General features: G+C 70.4%; 22 protein-coding genes. 12 read left to right on the forward strand and 10 right to left on the reverse strand.

All coding sequences use genetic code 11. The features are described from left to right. Positions 1 to 38: 38 nt before the first annotated feature. Complete coding sequence (locus DL990_RS25520; RefSeq protein WP_125800129.1) at positions 39 to 2,102, reverse strand: BTAD domain-containing putative transcriptional regulator; 2,064 nt, start codon at positions 2,100 to 2,102, stop codon at positions 39 to 41. A gap of 237 nt (positions 2,103 to 2,339) precedes the next feature. On the opposite strand from DL990_RS25520, the gene DL990_RS25525 reads away from it, so the two are divergent. After that, positions 2,340 to 2,591: a hypothetical protein gene (locus tag DL990_RS25525; RefSeq protein ID WP_125787475.1), complete on the forward strand. Its 252-nt coding sequence runs from the start codon at positions 2,340 to 2,342 to the stop codon at positions 2,589 to 2,591. 82 nt (positions 2,592 to 2,673) lie between these two features. Next, entirely contained in the window at positions 2,674 to 3,309 is a 636-nt protein-coding gene (locus tag DL990_RS25530; RefSeq protein ID WP_125787476.1) for a response regulator transcription factor, read from the forward strand. Positions 3,310 to 3,412: 103 nt separating this feature from the next. On the opposite strand, the gene DL990_RS25535 is transcribed toward DL990_RS25530, so the two are convergent. From DL990_RS25535 to DL990_RS25545, 3 genes are all read right to left on the reverse strand, one after another. Then, positions 3,413 to 4,339 (reverse strand): hypothetical protein, encoded by a 927-nt coding sequence (locus DL990_RS25535; RefSeq protein WP_233620566.1) that lies wholly within the window; start codon positions 4,337 to 4,339, stop codon positions 3,413 to 3,415. Between the two features lie 93 nt (positions 4,340 to 4,432). After that, complete coding sequence (locus tag DL990_RS25540) at positions 4,433 to 4,960, reverse strand: EF-hand domain-containing protein (RefSeq protein WP_199746592.1); 528 nt, start codon at positions 4,958 to 4,960, stop codon at positions 4,433 to 4,435. Positions 4,961 to 5,058: 98 nt separating this feature from the next. Next, entirely contained in the window at positions 5,059 to 5,457 is a 399-nt protein-coding gene (locus DL990_RS25545; protein ID WP_125800130.1) for a YafY family protein, read from the reverse strand. 88 nt (positions 5,458 to 5,545) lie between these two features. On the opposite strand from DL990_RS25545, the gene DL990_RS25550 reads away from it, so the two are divergent. From DL990_RS25550 to DL990_RS25580, 6 genes are all read left to right on the forward strand, one after another. Then, on the forward strand, positions 5,546 to 6,784 hold the full coding sequence (locus DL990_RS25550; RefSeq protein WP_125800131.1) for an MFS transporter: 1,239 nt from the start codon (positions 5,546 to 5,548) through the stop codon (positions 6,782 to 6,784). A gap of 35 nt (positions 6,785 to 6,819) precedes the next feature. Beyond that, entirely contained in the window at positions 6,820 to 7,026 is a 207-nt protein-coding gene (locus tag DL990_RS25555; RefSeq protein ID WP_125787479.1) for a hypothetical protein, read from the forward strand. Between the two features lie 76 nt (positions 7,027 to 7,102). Continuing rightward, positions 7,103 to 7,279, forward strand: coding sequence for a CsbD family protein (locus DL990_RS25560; RefSeq protein WP_125787480.1), 177 nt, complete (start codon positions 7,103 to 7,105; stop codon positions 7,277 to 7,279). 94 nt (positions 7,280 to 7,373) lie between these two features. After that, complete coding sequence (locus DL990_RS25565) at positions 7,374 to 8,033, forward strand: pentapeptide repeat-containing protein (protein WP_125800132.1); 660 nt, start codon at positions 7,374 to 7,376, stop codon at positions 8,031 to 8,033. A gap of 61 nt (positions 8,034 to 8,094) precedes the next feature. Beyond that, entirely contained in the window at positions 8,095 to 8,541 is a 447-nt protein-coding gene (locus tag DL990_RS25575; RefSeq protein WP_370451373.1) for a helix-turn-helix domain-containing protein, read from the forward strand. Positions 8,542 to 8,545: 4 nt separating this feature from the next. After that, positions 8,546 to 8,878 carry a helix-turn-helix domain-containing protein gene (locus tag DL990_RS25580; protein WP_125787482.1) on the forward strand — a complete coding sequence of 111 codons (333 nt, stop codon included), beginning with the start codon at positions 8,546 to 8,548 and terminating at the stop codon, positions 8,876 to 8,878. A 3-nt stretch (positions 8,879 to 8,881) separates the two neighbouring features. On the opposite strand, the gene DL990_RS25585 is transcribed toward DL990_RS25580, so the two are convergent. Genes DL990_RS25585 through DL990_RS25595 form a run of 3 tightly spaced genes read right to left on the reverse strand, consistent with a single transcriptional unit; the run spans position 8,882 to position 11,369 of the window. Beyond that, complete coding sequence (locus tag DL990_RS25585; RefSeq protein ID WP_125787483.1) at positions 8,882 to 9,472, reverse strand: ClpP family protease; 591 nt, start codon at positions 9,470 to 9,472, stop codon at positions 8,882 to 8,884. After that, on the reverse strand, positions 9,469 to 10,095 hold the full coding sequence (locus DL990_RS25590; protein ID WP_125787484.1) for a ClpP family protease: 627 nt from the start codon (positions 10,093 to 10,095) through the stop codon (positions 9,469 to 9,471). The genes DL990_RS25585 and DL990_RS25590 overlap by 4 nt, the downstream gene beginning before the upstream one ends. Positions 10,096 to 10,151: 56 nt before the next feature. Beyond that, positions 10,152 to 11,369: a serine/threonine-protein kinase gene (locus DL990_RS25595; protein WP_125800134.1), complete on the reverse strand. Its 1,218-nt coding sequence runs from the start codon at positions 11,367 to 11,369 to the stop codon at positions 10,152 to 10,154. 117 nt (positions 11,370 to 11,486) lie between these two features. Here DL990_RS25595 and DL990_RS25600 point away from each other — a divergent pair, with 117 nt between their 5' ends. Next, complete coding sequence (locus tag DL990_RS25600) at positions 11,487 to 13,046, forward strand: helix-turn-helix domain-containing protein (RefSeq protein ID WP_125800135.1); 1,560 nt, start codon at positions 11,487 to 11,489, stop codon at positions 13,044 to 13,046. On the opposite strand, the gene DL990_RS25605 is transcribed toward DL990_RS25600, so the two are convergent. The 3 genes from DL990_RS25605 to DL990_RS25615 are packed head-to-tail and all read right to left on the reverse strand — an operon-like array spanning position 13,034 to position 15,632. Beyond that, positions 13,034 to 13,903 (reverse strand): polysaccharide deacetylase, encoded by an 870-nt coding sequence (locus DL990_RS25605; protein WP_125800136.1) that lies wholly within the window; start codon positions 13,901 to 13,903, stop codon positions 13,034 to 13,036. The two genes, DL990_RS25600 and DL990_RS25605, sit on opposite strands and share 13 nt — an antisense overlap. Then, on the reverse strand, positions 13,900 to 15,021 hold the full coding sequence (locus DL990_RS25610) for a tRNA-dihydrouridine synthase (protein WP_125800137.1): 1,122 nt from the start codon (positions 15,019 to 15,021) through the stop codon (positions 13,900 to 13,902). The genes DL990_RS25605 and DL990_RS25610 overlap by 4 nt, the downstream gene beginning before the upstream one ends. Next, positions 15,018 to 15,632, reverse strand: a complete 615-nt coding sequence (locus DL990_RS25615; RefSeq protein WP_125800138.1) for a DUF1989 domain-containing protein — start codon at positions 15,630 to 15,632, stop codon at positions 15,018 to 15,020. Before DL990_RS25615 ends, DL990_RS25610 begins: the two co-directional genes overlap by 4 nt. Before the next feature lie 210 nt (positions 15,633 to 15,842). On the opposite strand from DL990_RS25615, the gene DL990_RS25620 reads away from it, so the two are divergent. From DL990_RS25620 to fahA, 3 genes are all read left to right on the forward strand, one after another. Then, positions 15,843 to 16,385 (forward strand): MarR family winged helix-turn-helix transcriptional regulator, encoded by a 543-nt coding sequence (locus tag DL990_RS25620; protein ID WP_125800139.1) that lies wholly within the window; start codon positions 15,843 to 15,845, stop codon positions 16,383 to 16,385. Positions 16,386 to 16,465: 80 nt separating this feature from the next. Then, on the forward strand, positions 16,466 to 17,308 hold the full coding sequence (locus DL990_RS25625; RefSeq protein ID WP_125787491.1) for a hypothetical protein: 843 nt from the start codon (positions 16,466 to 16,468) through the stop codon (positions 17,306 to 17,308). Then, the gene (gene fahA, locus DL990_RS25630) at positions 17,305 to 18,480 is read left to right on the forward strand and encodes a fumarylacetoacetase (RefSeq protein WP_125787492.1); all 1,176 of its coding nucleotides are present in this window, start codon (positions 17,305 to 17,307) and stop codon (positions 18,478 to 18,480) included. The genes DL990_RS25625 and fahA overlap by 4 nt, the downstream gene beginning before the upstream one ends.

An 18,480-nucleotide genomic window follows, 5' to 3' on the forward strand; every position in this document is an offset into this window, starting at 1 on the left:
CACCGAAAGTGGCCGGATCACTACTGTGTCCCCGCAGTTTAGGACGTCCTCGGCGCGGTTCGGTCGCGCACCCGGGCGAGCGCGTGCAGCGGTGTGCACCAGGGCTGGGCGGGCAAGGAGGGCACAGCGTCCGTCGCGGGCAGCAGCAGCAGCGCGGCGAGTTCGCCCGCCAGGTCCTGATGCTGCTCCTCGGTGAGATTCCGTTGGCGAGAAAGCAAATGGAGCAGCTCGACGGCGGGTCCGGCCGGCAACGCGCGGACGTTGTCGAGCACCCATCGCGGGATCCAGGGCGCCGTCAGTTCGTCGCCTGCCTGGAGCAGTTGCTCGGCGACCCGGTCCGCGGGCGCGCCGGAGTCCGCCATGGTCGCGGCGATCTCCTGGTGCAGTACGGCGCGGATGGCGGGCGGGGTGTTCGCGGCGAAGACGGAGGCCACCAGCGGGACGCGGAACCGCAGGCGTTCTCCGTCGGATTCGAGCACACGCGCGGCGAGCGCCTCTTCGACCGCTTCGCTGAGCGCCGTCGGTTCGCGGCCGGTGACGTCCGCCAGCCCGGCGACCGTGAACGACGAGCCGAGCAGTGCGGCCGAGTTGAGTGTTCGCTTGCACGCCAACGAAAGCGTGGCGAGATGAGCTTCCACGATCGAGGCGATCCGGCTGTGCGGCGCGGTGGTCGCCTCCCGGCCGTCGGCGAACTCGGCGAACAGTTCGCACAGGTAGCCGACGTTCCCGGCGGTGTACTCGGCGGCGAATTCGAGGAAGTCCCGGCCGGGGCCCCTGGCCAGCGTCTCCTCGGCCAGCCCGGCGACGGCCGGGGCGTCGAACGGCGGCAGCGAGACGATCTCGCCGTCGAGCTCCGAGCGGAGGACGTCGAGCAGGCGGCGCCGGGGGAGCGGGCGCGCCGAACCGATCAGCAGCAGCGGCAGCCGCGCGGTGAACCGGTGAAGCCGCTGCCAGGCGAGCAGGCTCTCCTCGTCGGCCCAGTGCAGATCTTCGAAGACGAGCACCCGCGGCCCGGCTTCGCACAGTTCGGTGACCGTTTTGCCGAGATCGTCGAGTGCTTCGCCGCCGAGGCTGTCGGCGATGAGGTTCAGCGGGACCGCGCTGGTCAGTTCGTCGGCCGTGACCCAGCGCGTGCGGCTTCTCACCGAGGCGAGGGCCTGCGCGAGAAGCGTGCTCTTGCCGCTGCCCGCCTCGCCGTCCAGCCAGACCGTCCCGCCGCGGCCTTCGTTCAGCAGGGCGGACAGGTGCCGTCGCAGCCGGGCGAGCTCGAACTCGCGGCCGACGAAAATGGACGGCCGTCCGGGCGGCGTCGTCGGCCGGTGCCGTTCCGGCTGGTCGCGGTGGTGCAGCGACGGATCGTCGTCCAGGACTCGCTGCCGAAGGGTCAGCAGTTCCGGGCCGGGTTCGAGGCCGGACTGCTCGATGATCGTCTCGCGGGCGCGGTCGAACGCGGCCAGCGCCTCGGCCTGCCTGCCCGCCCGGAACAACGCGGTGACCAACATGCGGTGCAGACCTTCGCGCAGCGGATGGCGCTCGACCAGCACCGTGAGCTCGTCCACGAGTTCGCGGTAGCCGCCGAGGTACAGCGCGACCTCGGCCTGGCGTTCGAGCGCGCTCATGCGCAGTTCGTCCAGCCGGGCGCGCTGGGTCTCGGCGAACGGGCCGGGGATCCCGTCCAGCGCGGACCCCCGCCACTGCCCGAGCGCGGAGCGAAGCGACTCCAGTTCCCGCTGGTGCGCGCCGGCTAGCCGATGCGCGCGGGCGCGTTCCAGTTCGGCTTCGAAGACGTGGACGTCGACCTGCTGCTTCGGCAGGTCGAGGCGGTAACCGGCGCGGGAGGCGACGAGCGGTCCGCCCACCGGCTCCAGCGCGCGGCGCAGCGCGGAGATGTAGGTGTACACGATGCCGGTGGCACTGTCCGGCGGCTGCTCGCCCCAGACGGCGTCGATGAGCTCCTTGCGGGAGACGAACTGACCGGCGTGCAGGGCGAGCGCGGCGAACACCGCTTGCCGCTGAGCCGGCCCGAGGGCGATCTCGCCGGCGTCGGACCGGGCAGGGGGACCGCCCAGCAACCGCACCGTCAGCGAGGAAACCTCGTCCATGACCTGCCGCCTGTGCTTCCGACTGCCGAAAAAAAGGGGTCCTGCTCAGCAGAAAGCCTACTGGCGCCGATGTGGGCTTCGCAATCAAGCGGGCACCCACCGTATGGGTTTCGGCCGCCGGGTGAGGAACTGTTCTCCCGGACAGGTGACGGGCGAGTGGGCAAACCCGGACGTTCGCAGGGGCAAAGTGTCGTCCGGCGCTGGTGGCGGGTATGCGCGGCTGTGCATGCTGTGCCGGTGAGCCAGGATCAGGAGCTGTTCGCCGGAGATGTCCTGCTCAGCCTCGCCCAGAACGGCAGGCTGGTGCTCGACGCCGACGAGGCCGAAGCACGCATCACCGAGCTTCGGCGCACGCTGGCCTTCGGTCACGCCCTGCTCGCCGACCCGGACTACACCGGTCCCGAAGCCAGGCTCCGCGAAATCCTCGACGAGCTGCCGAAGTACGTGGAGGCGTTTCAGCTGGCCACGAAGTCCTTCACGCCTCGTTGAGAACTCGTGGAGACTTCGTGAAGAGCTCCTTCGCAGACTGTGTCCCATCCGACTGGGGCCGCGGACAAGCGGAGGGGACGAAGTGGACACGGAAACCCGACAGATCACCGTGGCGGTGCACGCGCCCGACCCGATCACCACGGCGGGCCTGGCCAGTCAGCTGGGCACGCAGCAGGGGATCGTCAGCCGGGATTGGGAGCGGCGCGCCGAGACCGACGTACTGGTGTTCGCCACCGAACGGCTGACGCCCGAAACGGTGCTCTGGCTGCGGCGGCTCGCCGCCGAGGACGGCAAGCCCGTGGTGCTCGTGGTGAGCCAGATCAGCGAGGCGGAACTCGTACCCGCCATCGAATGCCGGGTGGTGGCGGTGCTGCCGCGATCGGCCACGACCGGCGAACGGCTGGCGCACGCCGTCCGCGCCGCGGCCACCGGCGGCGGCGTACTCCCGCCGAGCCTGCTCGGCGAGCTGCTCAAACACGTCGAACGGCTCCAGCGCGAAGTGCTCGACCCGATGGGTGTCAACACCGCCGGGCTCACCACGCGGGAGATCGACGTGCTGCGGCTGATGGCCGAGGGCAAGGACACCGTCGAGATCGCCGGCGAGCTCAGCTACTCGGAACGCAGCGTGAAGCACATCATCCAGGGCATCACCGGACGGCTGAAGCTGCGGAACCGCCCGCACGCCGTCGCCTACGCCGTGCGGGCCGGGGTCATCTGACCGGAGCCCGACCTCACGTGATCAGAGGCGTAACTCACGTGATTGGAGACGTAACTCGCGTGATTGGAGACCGCACTGCGTGTTACGCCTCCAATCACGCGTGTTACGGGTTGTGCCGGGCCAGGCGTTCGGTGACGACGGCCAGTTCGAGGGGCTGATCGCGTTCGCGGGCGAGCCAGAGGCATTCGCCGGCGGGCTCCTCGCCGAGGCAGGCCCGGACCAGGTGTCGATGCAGCAACACGCGTCCCGTCGGCATAGCGGTGGCGAGAGTCTCCAGCGCGTCGAGTGCCTGCTTCGCCGCTGCCCGGTCGTTCCTCCGCAACGCGAGTTCGGCGAGATCGGCCCAGGCGATGTCCGTGCCGACGGCGAGCCCGCGAGTGGCCGCGTGCAGGCGCCGGGCGGCGCGGTCGGTTTCGCCCGCCGCGATGTCGACACGTGCTTCCGCGATGTCGAGCAGATGCGCCAGCGTCGGCGCCGTGGCGCGGGCCGAGGCCAGCAGTTCCCGTGCCTCGGCGGGCCGCCCCTGTGACAGCAGGACCGACACGGTCGAAAGGTGCATCGCGGCCGAGCCGATGTCGTAGCCGCGCGGCGAGCGGTCGGCGATGGCGCGGCGGGCGAGGTCGATCGCCCGGGCGGGCCGGCCGCGCATGGCCGCGAGCATCGAACGTTCGCCGTCCCGCAGGCCGGATTCGGGGAAGGCCTCGTCGGAGAGCAGCTTTTCCGCGCGAGCTCGTTCGCCCAGCACCAGCAACGCGGAGACGTACGAGGTGATCTGCTCGTTCCGGTGCAGCGGCACCGTCCTCAACGGCCACCGCTCGCGTTCGGTCAAGTTCGCGCCGAACCGTGCGGGCCGGCCGTTCCAGAGCTCGGCCAGGCCACCGAAGAGCTCGCCCAACATGGCCGAAACCGCCGACTCGGTGCGCCAGAAAACGTTCTCCGCCAACAGTTCCGCCGCTTCGGCCCACCGGTCCCGCAGGCACAGCGCGATCGCGCTCGAGACCGTCGAGTCGGCTTCCTGTACGGCGTCCACGCCTGCCATCGTGAGCCGACAGGGCGTTCAAGACGTGGTACGTGGCGGGGTCTGGCCCGTATGGACGCCGGGTCGGCCCGAAAGCCGCGACGGTCAGGCCGCGAGTGGTCCGAAGACCAGGGTGCCCGGCGCCTCGGCGTCGTCACCCGCCCAGAACTCCAGCCACAGCGCGGCGAACTCGTCCCGGGACAGCATTCCGTCACCGTCGGAATCCAGCAGCGGGAAGGTGGTGTCGGTGTCGGTGGGGCGGCCGTTCCAGACCTCGATCAGCTGGTGGTACTCCGCCGCGGAGATGAGGTCGTCGCGGTTCTCGTCGATCGCTTCGAACATCGCGTCGGCGGTCGCGGTCACGGCCTCGGGCGTGTCCGGCAGCTTGTCCACCACCAGCAGGACCTCGTCGAGGGTCACCTTGTCGTCGCGGTTCAGATCCGAGGCCGCCAGCAACGTCGTCCACCAGCTCAGCATGATGCCGGTCAGGTGCCGTTCGTCACCCGGCCCGCGCCGCCGCGCCCAGCGCTCGGCCAGTTCTTGGAAGTCCCGCTCCCGCAGGAAACCATCGCCGTCGGCATCCATCGCGGCGAAAACGCCCGAGATCTTGCGCCGTTGCAAGTCGCTAGCCATGCGTCCGAACGATAGAACCGCATGCGGTAAAGGCATATCGGCCATTCAGGGGCCCGGCGAGCCACGATCGGGGGACGGTCGTTCACTGGTTCCCGAGGTCATTTCCTGGTGAGCGCCGCGAGGATCTTGCCCAGCGCGGACTGCGCCACCGCCGAGGTGTACGGACCGACGGCGACCATGGAGGCGATGAGCGCCGAGGCCTCGCCCGGCGTCAGCGAGATCGGCGGCAGTACGGGACGTGCGTCGATGCCATAGCCGCCGCGCGGCCCCCGGTGAATGGTGATGGGAACGCCCGCTTCGCGCAGACGGGTGATGTCGCGTTCCACGGTCCGCAGGCTCACCCCGGTCGCCTGCGCGAGGCTCGCGCCGGTCACCCGGCGCGGCGCCCGCACCCGCAGGAGTTCGATGATCGCGTGCTGTCGCTCGATCAGGGGCGCAGCCTGGTGCAGCTGGATCATTCCCGCGATTCCCGGGGAACCGACCGGCCGCTGGGGCATTTCCGCTCTCCTCGACTTCGAATAACCGACCCGGCTTTGACGTCTATTGGATCTTAGGCTCGTTTTTCCTTCCAGTGATCGGATTTCGATGCCTTCATCTTTCGCGTTCCCCGGTGACTTCCGGCGCCTGTGGATCGGCCAGACGATCAGCGCGTTCGGCGACAAGGTTTCGCGGATCGCGTTGCCGACCGCCGCCCTGCTCGGGCTCGGCGGGACCGCATGGGACGTCGGACTGCTGGCCGCGCTGAGGTTTCTGCCGTTCGTGCTGATCGGCACCCTGGCGGGGGTGTGGGTCGACCGGCTCCCGCTCCGCGAGACGATGATCGGGGCCGATGCCGGCAGGCTGGTGGCGATGGGGTCGATCCCGGTCGCGTACCTGTTCGACGTGCTCACCCTCGCTCAGTTGTTCGTGGTCGCAGGTGTGGTCGGCGTGCTGACGGTCTTCTTCGAAATCGCCGCCCAGTCCTATCTGCCGGTACTCGCCGGACCTGAGGGCATCGTGGCGGGGAACGAACGGCTGCAGACCTCCCGCGCGGTCGCCGAGGTCGGCGGTGCGGCCGCCGCGGGCGGGCTGATGCAGATCCTCGGCACCGCGCTGGCGATCCTGGCCGACGCCCTGTCCTTTCTCGCTTCGTTGCTGACCTTGATGCTGATGCGCCACCGCGAACCGCCCCAGGCACGGGCCGGGGAGCCGCGATCGGCGCTGCGAGAGGCCAAGGAGGGCCTGACGGTGTTGTTGTCCGACGTCAGGCTGCGCAATCTGATGTTCGCGAGCACGACGGTGAATCTCGGCGTGGCGACAGGGAACGCCCTCGTGCTGGTCTTCGCCTACGGGGACGGAAAGCTGAGCCCGGGCGCCGTCGGTCTCGCGTTCGCGATCGGCACGGCCGGCCTGATCTTCGGCGCGATGTCGTCCGGCGCGATCGCCCGCAGACTCACCCTCGGCCGGACGCTGGCCACCTCGATCCTGCTGACCGGAGCGGGCTTCCTGCTGTTGCCGATCGGCGGAAACGAAGCCGCGTTGATCATGCTGATCGTGAGCCAGTTCCTCATCGGTTTCGCCGACTCGGTCTTCAACATCCACGTGCTCAGCCTGGTTCAGCGCATCACGCCGCCGAAGCTGATGGGCCGGGTCAACGGGACCGCGCTCTCCGTGGTCTTCGGCACCGGAACCCTGGGTGGCCTCGCGGCCGGCTTCGTCGGCACGGTCTTCGGCGCGCTGCCCGGACTGGTGCTGTCGGGCGCGATCATCTGCTGTGGCGCGGTATTCGTCCTCGGTCGACCTGATGACGGGCGTACCGGGGCGAAAGTATGTATAACGACCTAGACGGCCGGACGCCAAGCCGAACCTGGAGGTGGCGGATGACAGCCGAAGTCGAGCGGGCGGCGCACGCCTACTGCCCCGTCTGCAACCCGGATCCCGGACTCGGTGAGCGGGTCGCCGCGCTTTGCGGGGCCGTCCATCCCTACTGGGGCCGTCGCGAACGGCCGGTGAACAACTGCCCGGCGTGCGAAGCCCTCGCCGCGAAGACGGTGTACCCGTGCGGCCACACGGGTGGCGAGAGATGAGGGCCACAGCGGATACGCCGTTTCCGGAGGCGGAGGCCGGGTATCCGGAGGCGGCCGACAATGAAGGGAGGCCCTGATGAACGACAAGGCCGAGAACAAGGTCGAAGAGCTCAAGGGTAAGGCGAAGGAGGCCGTCGGCGACGCCACGGACAACGAGCAGTGGCAGGCCGAAGGCAAGACCGAGCAGGGCAAGGCCAACGTCAAGCAGGCCGGCGAGAAGATCAAGGACGCGGTGAAGGGCGTCCGCGACTGACTTGCGGGCCACCAGCGTGTGATGGCCCCCTTCCCTCGGCTCAGTCGTGGCAAGGGGGCCTTCACGCGCGAGCCCCTGCGGTACGGTCCGGATCATGGACTTCCGGGATTTCGACGGCATCAAGGTGCGGCGCCCTTCGGTCGAGCGTGACGGCCTCGAAAGCGAATCCGCCGTGCTCCGGGGCGACTTCGAATTCGACTCGGTCCATCTCGACGGCGGCGACCAGGACGGGGTCCGTGGCGGCGGCGAGATCGCGCATTGCCTCGTCTCCGACGTCAGCCTGGCGAACGCCCGCCTCGACAGGTTGGCGCTCTCCGACGTGACCCTCGAAGGGGTCGACCTGTCGAACGCGGCGATCCGCGAACTGACCGCACGCCGGGTCGAAATCCTTCGCTGCCGGGCGATCGGGCTGGGGGTCGCGATCGCGTCGGCCGTCGATCTCTATGTCGAGAACGCGCGGTTCGACTACGCGTCGGTGACGGTCGAGCGGGTGAAGAGTCCGGTCGTGTTCTCCGGCTGTTCGTTCCGGGAGACGGTGTTCTCCGGCGACCTGTCCCGGTTGACCTTTGTGGACTGTGAGTTCACGGACACGGAATTCGCCGCGACCGGCGCGCTGGACTGCGATCTCCGCGGCTCGCGGTTGTCCGGCGTCCGGGGGCTGGTGACTTTGCGCGGCGCGAAGATCACCGGCGAACAAGCCGTCTCGGTCGCGGGGATCCTGGCGACCGAGAGTGGATTGTCGGTCGTCGGATGACCTCCTTACCTGGCAACGAGTTCTGGAGGCAGAGCGTGCACCCGGTCGCCGAGGCGGGCACGTGCCACGAACCGGCCGGAGCGTGCAGGAAGGGATCCATTTCCAGCACATTGGCGTGCGCGCCGTCCGCTCTTGTCCACAGTGGACGCACGCCGCCCTCGTCGCCCGGCACATGGTGATGCCGCCGCACCGCGACGGTGGTCAGGCACAGTTCGTGCCTGCCCCGTCGCCCGGCGACGAGCTGGACGGTCTCCTCGAGTGGGCGGGCGACCGCCTCGGGACACCGTTGTCGGTGGGCGATCTGGCCGCGCACCTCAACGTCTCGCCCCGCACGCTCGCCCGGCGGTTCGCCGATCAGTTGGGCACCACGCCGGGGGCATGGCTGTTGACGCGCCGCGTGACCGAGGCGCGCGCTCCGCTCGCCGGGCGCGTACCGGCGCGCGTTCCGGGGCCCGGTTTCGCCTTGAGCGGAACGGCGCCCGCGCGTCCCGGCGCGATGTCACGATGATCGTATGGCGGACATCCTCCCTTTTCAGCAGAAGCGGCCCGAACCGGAGCCGCTGTGGCGTGACGTGCTCGGCAAGAGCCTGCGCGCCGCGCGGGAGGACCAGGGCGGCCGCCTCGTCGACATCGCGGAACGCGCCGGGATCTCGCCGCAGTACCTCTCCGAGATCGAACGCGGCCGCAAGGAACCGTCCAGCGAGATGATCGCCGCGGTCACCGGCGCGCTCGGGATCGACCTGGCGGACCTCCTCTTCGGTATCGCGGGCACGATCAGCCGGGGCGGCAGCACGGGTCTCGCGGTCGGCCGCCGCCCGCGAGGACCCGTACTCATGGCTGCGTAGGCGCTAGGCTCGTTCGTCGAGGACGCGGTCCGCGAGTCCGTAGGCGACCGCGCCCGCCGCGTCGAACACGCGGTCCCGGTCGGTGTCGTGCCGGAGATCCGAGACGGTGCGGCCGGTGTGCACGGAAAGGATCTCCTCCAGCTGCGTCCGCACCCGCACGACTTCGTCGGCTTGAAGGATGAGGTCCGGGATGGTGCCGCGTCCCTGTGCGGCGGGCTGGTGGAGCACCACCCGGGTGTGGGGCAGCACGAACCGGTGCCCCGCCTCGCCCGCGGCCAGCAGGATCGCGCCCGCCGCGACGGCCTGGCCGACGCAGGTCGTCGCCACCGGCGCCTTGATGAAGCGCATCGTGTCGTACAGCGCGAGCATCGCCGACGGGTCGCCGCCCTCGGTGTTGATGTAGAGGTTGATCTCCTGCTCGGGGTTGTCCGCCTCCAGGTACAGCAGTTGCGTGATCAGGGCGTTCGCCACGCCGGAGTCGATCGCGGTCCCGAGATAGATGATCCGCTCCGACAGCAGATGCGAGTAGACGTCCATGATCCGCTCGCCGGCGGGACTGCGGGAGATGACGTTGGGGATGGTGTAGGTGCTCATGCGCCCGCACCCCTTTCCGTGCCGAGGCCGAGTTTGTGCGTGCGGACGGGGACGACCTGGTCGAGGCTCTCGACGATGTGGTCGATGAAGCCGTATTCGCGCGCTTGCTCGGTGGTGAACCAGCGATCGTGGAGGGAATCGGCGAAGATCCGGTCGATGGGCTGCCCGGTGTCGTCGGAGATGAGGCCCAGCACCGTGTCCCGCGTGTAGCGCAGGTCGTCCGCCTGCACCTCCACCTCGACGGCCGAACCGCCGATGCCCGACGAGCCCTGGTGCATCAGGATCCGCGCGTGCGGCAGGGCGAACCGTTTGCCAGGGGTGCCCGCGGAAAGCAGGAACTGCCCGGCACTGCAAGCCAGCCCCAGCGCGAGGGTGGCGACGTCGCACGGCACGAGCCGCATCACGTCGCGGATGGCCAGCATCGAGGGGACCGAACCGCCCGGCGAATGGATCCACAACGCGATGTCCTTGCGGGGATCCTCGCTCGCCAAGGACAGGAGCTGGGTGGTGAGGACCGTGCCGTTGTCGTCGTCGAGCGCGCCGTCGAGTACCAGCACACGCTGGCTGAAGAACCGTTCCCGGAGCCGTTGGTCGAAGAGTGGCTGTTTCTCGTAGTCGGTCATGCCCCGACGATGCCGCCGGGGCGCGGGCGTCCGCCGGTTTCTCTGCTGTGAGCGGATCAGCCCACAGCAGGACGCTTGGCCGGGACCAACCAGGCGAGTCCCGCCAGGACGACGGCGAAGACGAGGACGAGGACATCGATGGTGAGACCCGGCTGAACCGGAAGGCCGAGGTGCACCCGTTCCTCGCCGAGGAAGGTCAGTAGACACATCGAGAGCAGGGTCAGCGCCGCGGAGACGCTGAGCATGATCTGCCCCGCCCGGACCCTGGCGAGCAGGCTCGCGCCACCCGCGACCGCGGCCACGCCGGCGAGGACCAAGCTGATGTCTCCCACCGTGATCGACAGATGCGCGAACTCGAAGAAGTAGTACGCCTGGTGCATGAGCATCGCGTTGCCGAGCAGTGCAAAGCCGAGCACGATGCCCGCCACCCCGGCCAGGACCGCGAACACGGAGGGCGGGGTCAGCCCGGGCCGCCGCGGCGCGGGCAGGATCGGCACCGGGGTTTCGATCCCGTTCGCGGCCTGGGCCAGCAGCGGGAGCGCGTGATCCGGCAGCAGGCGCGCTTGCGGCGCTTTCGCCAGCAGCCCGCGGAGGACGTCCGCGAGTGGCCCGTACGTCCGGTCGAGGGGCGGCTGCTCGTTGACGACGGCGTACAGCGTGGCCGCGACGTTCGCCCGTTGGAAGAAATTCCCGCCCTCGCTCGCACTCAGCAGGGTCACGCCGAGCGCCCAGAGATCCGAATGGGGAGTGCCCTCGTGCCCCGCGATCGTTTCGGGGGCGAGGAAGGCCGGGGTACCGACCGGGTCGAGGGCCTTGGCGATCCCGAAGCCGGTCAGTTTCACCGTGCCGTCGGGACCCACCAGGATGTTCGCGGGCCGGACGTCCCCGTGCACGATGCCCGCGGTATGCGCGGCGGCTAGCGCGCCGAGCACCATTCCGCCGATTTCGGCCACGAACCGCGGCCGCATCGGACCCGCCGACGCCAGCTCCTCCAAGGTCCGCGCCTCTACCAGGTCCATCACGATGAACGCCGTCCCGTTGTCAGCGACGACGTCGTGCACGGGCACCACCGACGGGTGATCCACCGCGACGCTGGCCTCCCGCTGGAGGCGTTCCACGACGGCGGGCTCGTGGGTGGGCAGCGGCAGTTCCTTGATCGCGACCCGGCGGCCGTCCGGCCCGTCCTCGCCACGCCACAGCACGGCCGTCCCGTCGCGACCCAGCTCCTCGAGCAGGGTGTAGCGCTCGGCGATCGTGCGGGAAACTGCCGTCACAGTGGCTCTCCTCGAATCCTGAAGGGTCTCCGAGGCACGCTAACCAGCGCTCATGACAAAACGATGAAATGGCCGTTCATCCATAAAGGACGTACGCGGCTGGATATATTCACAGTCATGCTGACGCTGGCGGCCCTGGCCGACGACCCGGATCTCGAACTGCGGGTGGTCGTCCCCGGCCGCGACGGGGCGCTCACCGAGCAGGTGCTGTGGGTGCACAACACCGAGCTTCCCGATCCCGGGCCGTACGTGCGCGAGCACGAGGTCGTGCTGACCAACGGCCTGTGGCTGGACCGCGTCGAGCCGTCGGAGTTCGTCGCACGGGTGGTCGGTGCCGGAGCGGCGGGGATCATCTTCGGGCTGCGCGTGGAGCAACGCGACACCCCTCCGGCGCTCGCCGAGGCGTGCCGGGAAGCCGGGTTGCCGCTGCTGGAGATCTCGGTGGCGGTGCCGTTCACGGCGGTCACCCGCGCGGCGGCCGCGATCCAGGCCGCGGACCGGCAGAACGCGTTGATGTCGCTGGTGCGCCGAGGGGACGAGCTCACCTCGGCGCTGTCGAGGGGCGCGGGCACGGCCGGGGTGCTCGCGGTCCTCCGCCGTGAGCACGAACTGCCGCTGGCGGTCGTGGACCGCATGGGCCGGGAGCTCGCGTCCGCCGGCGCCGGACTGGACGCCGGGCAGTCACGCGCCGCGGCGGAGGCCTTGGCCGGGCATCCGCCGCCACTGGAGGCGGATCTGGGCGCGGGGACCCGGGCGGCGTTGTTCCCGGTGGGCGCGATCCGGGCCGCGGACGCCGCGCTGCTGTGCCTGCGTCCCGTGGCCGACCTGACTCGCGAGGAGCGGGACGCGCTGGAGCAGACCGCGCGGTACCTCAGCCTGGAGGTGGCCCGGCATCAGGCGGTGCAGGCGATCGAGATGCGGTTCGCCGTCGAACTGCTGGACATGGTGCTCTCCGGCGCGCAACGCGTCGCGGAGGTGCCCGGCAGGCTGCGGGCGTTCGGGGTCGACCCGGACGGGCCGCTGGCGGTGATCGCGCTGGCGTTCGCGGGTGACGACGCCGCGACGCGGGCGGGGATGGCGGAGGCCGTGACGGACTTCCTGCTGGCGGACGGGCTGCCCGCGGTCGTGGCGGCGGGCAGCCGAGACGTCGTCGCGGTGCTGCCGTTCCGGTCGGGAAGGCAGTCGCCCGCCGCTTTCACGCCCCGGCTGGCGGCGGCGGTGTCACATCGGCTCGGCGGCGGGCGCGTGGTCGTCGGGCTCGCCGATCCCGTATCCGGCGCGGCCGAACTGCGCGTGCCGTTGTCGCGCAGCCGCGAAGCCTGCCGTGTGCTCCGCGGCAGGCGTGGCGGCCCGGTGGCGGCGAGTTTCGCCGAACTGGGCAGCTACCGGCTGCTGCTGGAGTCGCACGACGAGCAGTGGCGGCATACCTTCGCCGACGCCCTGCTCGGCCCGTTGCGCGAGCACGACCGCCTCCGCGACGGCGACCTGGAGACGACCCTGCGGGCGTTCCTCGACCATGACGGCCAGTGGGCGGCCACCGCCGCGGCGCTGTACGTGCACGTCAACACCTTGCGCAACCGGCTGGCCAAGGTCACCGAGCTGACCGGCCGCGACGTCGGGCGGACCGCGGACCGGGTCGACCTGTTCCTGGCGCTGGAGGCCGCTCAGTCCGGATAGACCGCCGGATCGATTTCGAGGCGCCGCAACGGTTCCACGGGCAAGGCAGGGTCGGCCAAGGCCGCGGCGGCCACGTCACGGCACCGGGCGAACCGGACGTCGCCGAGGCCGAGCCCGAACTCGATGAGCGAGCGCACGGCGGCCAGGCGCCCGGGCCTGCCCGACAGGAACGGGTGCAGGCACAGGTTGAACAGGCATCGGTAGCGGCGCATCGCGTCCAGCTCCGCGCGCCACATCTCCAGCACCCGCACCGGAGACGTGATCACCGAACCGATCTGCGGCGCGGGAAGGAACGCGTACTGCTCCCAGTCGTCGAGCGACCAGTGCACCGGCAGCTCCGCGATCCGGCCCGCCCCGGTCTCGATCAGGTACGGCCGGTCGTCGGCCATCAGCGACGAGTCGTAGCTCAATCCGTGCTCGGCCACCAGCGCCGGAGTGTCCCAAGTGGACTCCCAGCCCGCCGCGCGATGCCCGCTGATCTCGATGCCCTGTGCGGCGAAGACCGCCATGCCCCGTTCGAAATCGGCGCGCTGCTCGGCGGCGGTCATCGTGGTCGGCGGCCGGTGGCTGTAGGAGTGGTGGGCCACCTCGTGCCCGCGCTCCACGATCGCGGCGGCGAGGGCGGGCCGCTGTTCGGCGACCCAGCCCGGCACGAAGAACGTCGCGGGCACGGCCAGTTCGTCGAGCAGGTCGAGGACGCGTGGCACCCCGACGCGAGGCCCGTACGCCTGATGGGACATGGTCGACAGGTGTTCGGCGTAGCCCCGCCCTCGCGCGAGGATCGGGGATTCCGCGTCCACGTCGAAGGTCAGGGTCGCCACCGCAGCCGCGCCGCCGTGCCAGCTTGGTTCCGTCACGCTTGCCGACTCTCCCGCCAACGGCGCGCGTTCGCCACCGTGACCGTCGGGGAGACCATCGCCCGGTCGAACTCGGCCAGGGGTCGCGCCGCGGCGACGCGGGCGGGCAGATCCGGGTTGGCCAGCGCGCCGTGCCCGAGGGAGAGCAGGTCGGCGTGCCCGCCGGCGAGGACCTCGTGCGCCTGGGTGAGGTCGTGCATCCCGCCGTTGGCGATCACCGGCAGCCCGGTGACCTGCCGGGCGAGGGCGGTGATGGTGCCGCCGTCGGCCAGCTTCGCCGTCTCGAGCCAGTTCCGGCCCTCGCTGGCGATGTGGAGGTACTGCGCGCCCGCCTCCGCGACCGCGGCGAAGATCACCTCGGCGTCGTCCCGCCCGCCGGGCCAGCGGTAAGTGAAGTCGTTGACCTTCGTTTGCGACAGCCGCACACCGGTCACGAGCTCCGGCACGGCCTCGGCGACGGCGGTCACGACACCGGCGGTCAGCCGGATCCGGTTCGCGACCGGTCCGCCGTACGAGTCCGTGCGATGGTTGGTGTAGTCGGTGAGGAACTGGTCGAGGAGGTATCCGTTGGCCGCGTGCACCTCGACGCCGTCGAACCCGGCCTGACGGGCACGTACGGCCGCGGCCGCGAAGCCATCGACGACGTCGTCGATCCCGGCGGTGGTCAGCTCGCGGGGGACCGGCCACGGCCCGGAGCCGCCGTACGCGGGCATCATCTCCCTGCGCGGCTGGACGGCCGAAGGAGCGACGGTGTGGTCGCGGTGCGGATTTCCCTGGGAGATCGCCCCGGCGTGCATGAGCTGGGCGATCATCCTGCCGCCCGCCGCGCGTACTCCGGCGGTGACCACTCGCCAGCCCGCGACGTGTTCGTCCCGCGCGAGGCCCGGCTGGTTGAGGTAGCCCTGGCTGGCCGCGCTGTCGGGATAGGTGCCCTCGCTGAACACCAGCCCGAAGCCGCCGCGGGCGAATTCGGCGTAGTAGTCGGCCATTTCGCCGGTCGGGGTGCCGTCCGGGCCCGCCGAGACGCGGGACATGGGGGCGACGGCGTAGCGGTTGCGCAGCGCGAGGCCACCGAGCGTGGTGGGGGCCAGCGCGGGGTGCCCGACGGTCGTGGTCATGACTGAGTTCCTCCATTGTGGACGGTTTCGATGGCGAGCGGGGAGAGTCCGGCGTCACTGATCCGGACGAGGTCCTGCGGGCACGCGGAGACCACGACGACGCAGTCCAGTTCGGCGCGCAGGGTCACCGCGTCGCCTGGTCGCGAAGACGCGGTCAGCCAGCTCAGGCGCCCGCCCTCGCCGACCGGGATACGCATGAAGACGTTGATCGGCTGCGGCGTCGGACCCGCGAAGCTCAGGCCTTCGTCTGCCAGCGCCTCACGCAGGTTCGCGGCACAGGACCGGTGGCCTGGAGCGCCCAGCGCGGCGTACCGGGCCGGGTCGCAGGCCGGGATGAGCATGTCGTGCTCGCCGGGTGAGGTGTCTTCGACCAGGGTCAGGATCGGGCGGCGCAGGCCGGTCACGAAGGATTCGCCGACCGCGGGGAACAGCCGATCGATCCCGGCGCGGGTGTGCGCCGCACTGTGGTGCTCGGCCAGTTCGGCCCCGGTGTCGGTGAACGCGAACACGTCGCCGACCTGGCCCCCTTCGACGTCGATTACCCGGACGAGGTCTCCGGCGGCCACCCGGACGGCCTTGGCGGTACCCGGTGGGACTTGCGTTCTGCTCATGCCTTCAGCAAACAGGTGACGACTTGCGGTTCGCTATGGAGGAACCTCCAAGATCGAGCAGGCTGGATGGAGGAATCTCTACGCCGACGGCTTGGGGTCGATGCGGCGGCAGCGAGTTGCCCCCAATGTGCGCGGACCGGCCCTGGCGAAAGCGGGCGAAAAGTAGTTTCGACTTTGACCATTTTAGAGATACCGGGTTAGTGTCCGGCGATGGAAGACGTGGACGCTGTGGACGCGGCCGGACTGGACTTCTGGTCGTTCGTAGCGCTGGCGAACCGGCGGCTCGCGCAGGAGTACGGCTTCCGGCACCAGTTGGCGACCGAGGTGCTGCTGACCCTCAACCGTGCCTCGGACCTGGTGACCTACGACCTCGAAGCCGCGGTGCACCGGCCACGCGGCCGGTCGTGGTCGGCGTTCCGGCTGCTTTTCGTGGTCTGGCTCGCCGGACCGCTCGAACCGACCAGTGCGGCCCGGCTGACCGGGATGAGCCGGGCGGCGGTGTCGAATCTGGTCAAGACGCTGGTCGCGGAGGGGATGCTCCACCGGGTCCCGGACGAGCGCGACGGCCGTTCGGTGCAGCTCTCGCTGACCGAGGCGGGGCACGAGGAGATGGTCTCGGTCTTCCGCGAGCACAACGAGCGCGAGTTCGGCTGGACGAACGCGCTGACCGAGACCGAACAGCGCATCCTCGTCATGCTGCTGGGCAAGCTGATCACGAGCCGCGCCGGGTTCGGCACCCGGAGCCGCAAGTAGGCCTTCCCGTCGCGAGGACGACCCGGCTACGCTGCCCGAGGGGTAGTCAAAGTGTGAACTAAATCGGCGAGGAGGAGACCATGGTGGACGGCGGACGGATTCCCGCGCTCTTCGCCGGGCTGTGCGACGACGCCGCGGTGTTCCCGCCGGGGCTGGCCCCGTTGCCGGACGCCGTCGCGGCGCACGACGAGCACGTCTCCGCCTGGTACGCCGACCTGGTCGGCCCGCTCGTCATAGCCGCCACCGCGCTCGGCGACCTCGCCGAAGTGCTGGGTGGCCGGGACACCCCACTGCCGGTCTCGGTGACCCTGCCCGGCGGGCCCGCGCAGCTCGACGGCGTGCTCGAAGCCGTCGCCTCACTGCCGGTGGACCTCGACGCGCTCGAGATCGCCGTCCCGGAGGGGATGGGCGCGGACGAGGTGCTCGCCGCGATTTCGGGTGCCACCGCACCGGTTTTCGTCGAGATCCCGCGTGACGACCGGCGTCTTCCGTTGCTGACCGCCCTTTCCGGCACCGGCCACCGCGCGAAGTTCCGCACCGGTGGCGTCCGGGCCGACCTGTACCCGGGCGAAGCCGAACTCGCCGCCGCGGTCCGGGCCGCCGTCGGGGCGGGCGTTCCGTTCAAGGCCACCGCCGGGCTGCACCACGCCCTCCGCAACACCGATCCGGAGACCGGCTTCGAACAGCACGGCTTCCTCAACCTGATGCTCGCCGCGGACGCCGTCCTCACCGATGGCGACGCCGAAGCCGTTCTCGCCGAACGAGACGGCGCCGTCATCGCCGGACGGCTTCGGGCGCTGGACGCGGATCGCGTCGCCGCCGTCCGTGCGGCGTTCACGTCGTTCGGCACCTGCAGCATCACCGACCCCCTGACCGAACTGGCCGGACTCGGCCTGCTCGAGGCGCTCCGAGGAGAGGCATGACCACGATCGACGTCCCCGCAGGCTCGCTGTTCGGGATCGACAACCTGCCGTACGGCGTGTTCTCCGTCGACGGTGATTCCCCGCGCGTCGGCGTGCGCGTCGGCGACTCCGTTCTCGACCTGGCCGCGGCCCTCGGCGACGACGTCTTCGCCGCGCCGACGCTCAACCCGTTCATGGCGCAGGGATACGACCGCTGGGTGGCGGTCCGGGAGCGGATCCGCGACCTGGTCGACGGCGAGGTCCCCGACGGCGCGATCCACGCGATCGAACGGGTGACCCTCCACCTGCCGATCGAGGTCGCGGACTACGTCGACTTCTACGCCTCCGAGCACCACGCCTCGAACGTCGGCAGGTTGTTCCGCCCGGACGCGGAACCGTTGCTGCCCAACTGGAAACACCTCCCGGTCGGCTACCACGGACGGTCCGGCACCGTCCTGGTCTCCGGTACGGACATCGTGCGCCCGAGCGGCCAGCGCAAGGCTCCCGCCGACGCGGCGCCGGTGTTCGGTCCGAGCACGCGGCTGGACATCGAGGCAGAAATGGGGTTCGTCGTCGGCACCGGAACCCCGCTGAACGCCCCGATCGCCCCGGATGCCTTCCCTCGCCACGTTTTCGGCGCCGTCCTGCTCAACGACTGGTCGGCCCGCGACATCCAGGCGTGGGAATACGTGCCGCTGGGTCCGCACCTCGGCAAGAGCTTCGCGACGTCGATCTCCCCTTGGGTGGTGCCGATCCTGGCGCTGGAGGCCGCGCGGATCCCGCTGCCCGGCCAGACGGATCCGGAACCGCTGCCGTACCTGCGGGAGAGCGACCCGTGGGGCCTCGACATCGACCTGGTCATCGCATGGAACGGCGAGGAGGTCAGCCGCCCGCCCTTCCGCGAGATGTACTGGTCGCCGGCGCAGATGCTCGCCCACCTGACAGTCAATGGCGCCTCCTCGCGCACGGGCGACCTGTACGGTTCCGGCACGATCTCCGGACCGGAGAAGCACCAGCGCGGCGCGTTCCTCGAATTGTCCTGGGGCGGTAAGGAACCGCTCACGGTCAAGGGGGAGGAACGCACCTTCCTGCTGGACGGCGACGAGGTCGTGATCACCGGGACCGCGCCCGGCGCGAACGGCTCGCGGATCGGGTTCGGTGAGGTGCGGGGACGCGTGCTGCCCGCGGGTTGA

This window comes from Amycolatopsis sp. WAC 01416 (genome assembly GCF_003947485.1).
Taxonomy (GTDB): Bacteria; Actinomycetota; Actinomycetes; order Mycobacteriales; family Pseudonocardiaceae; genus Amycolatopsis.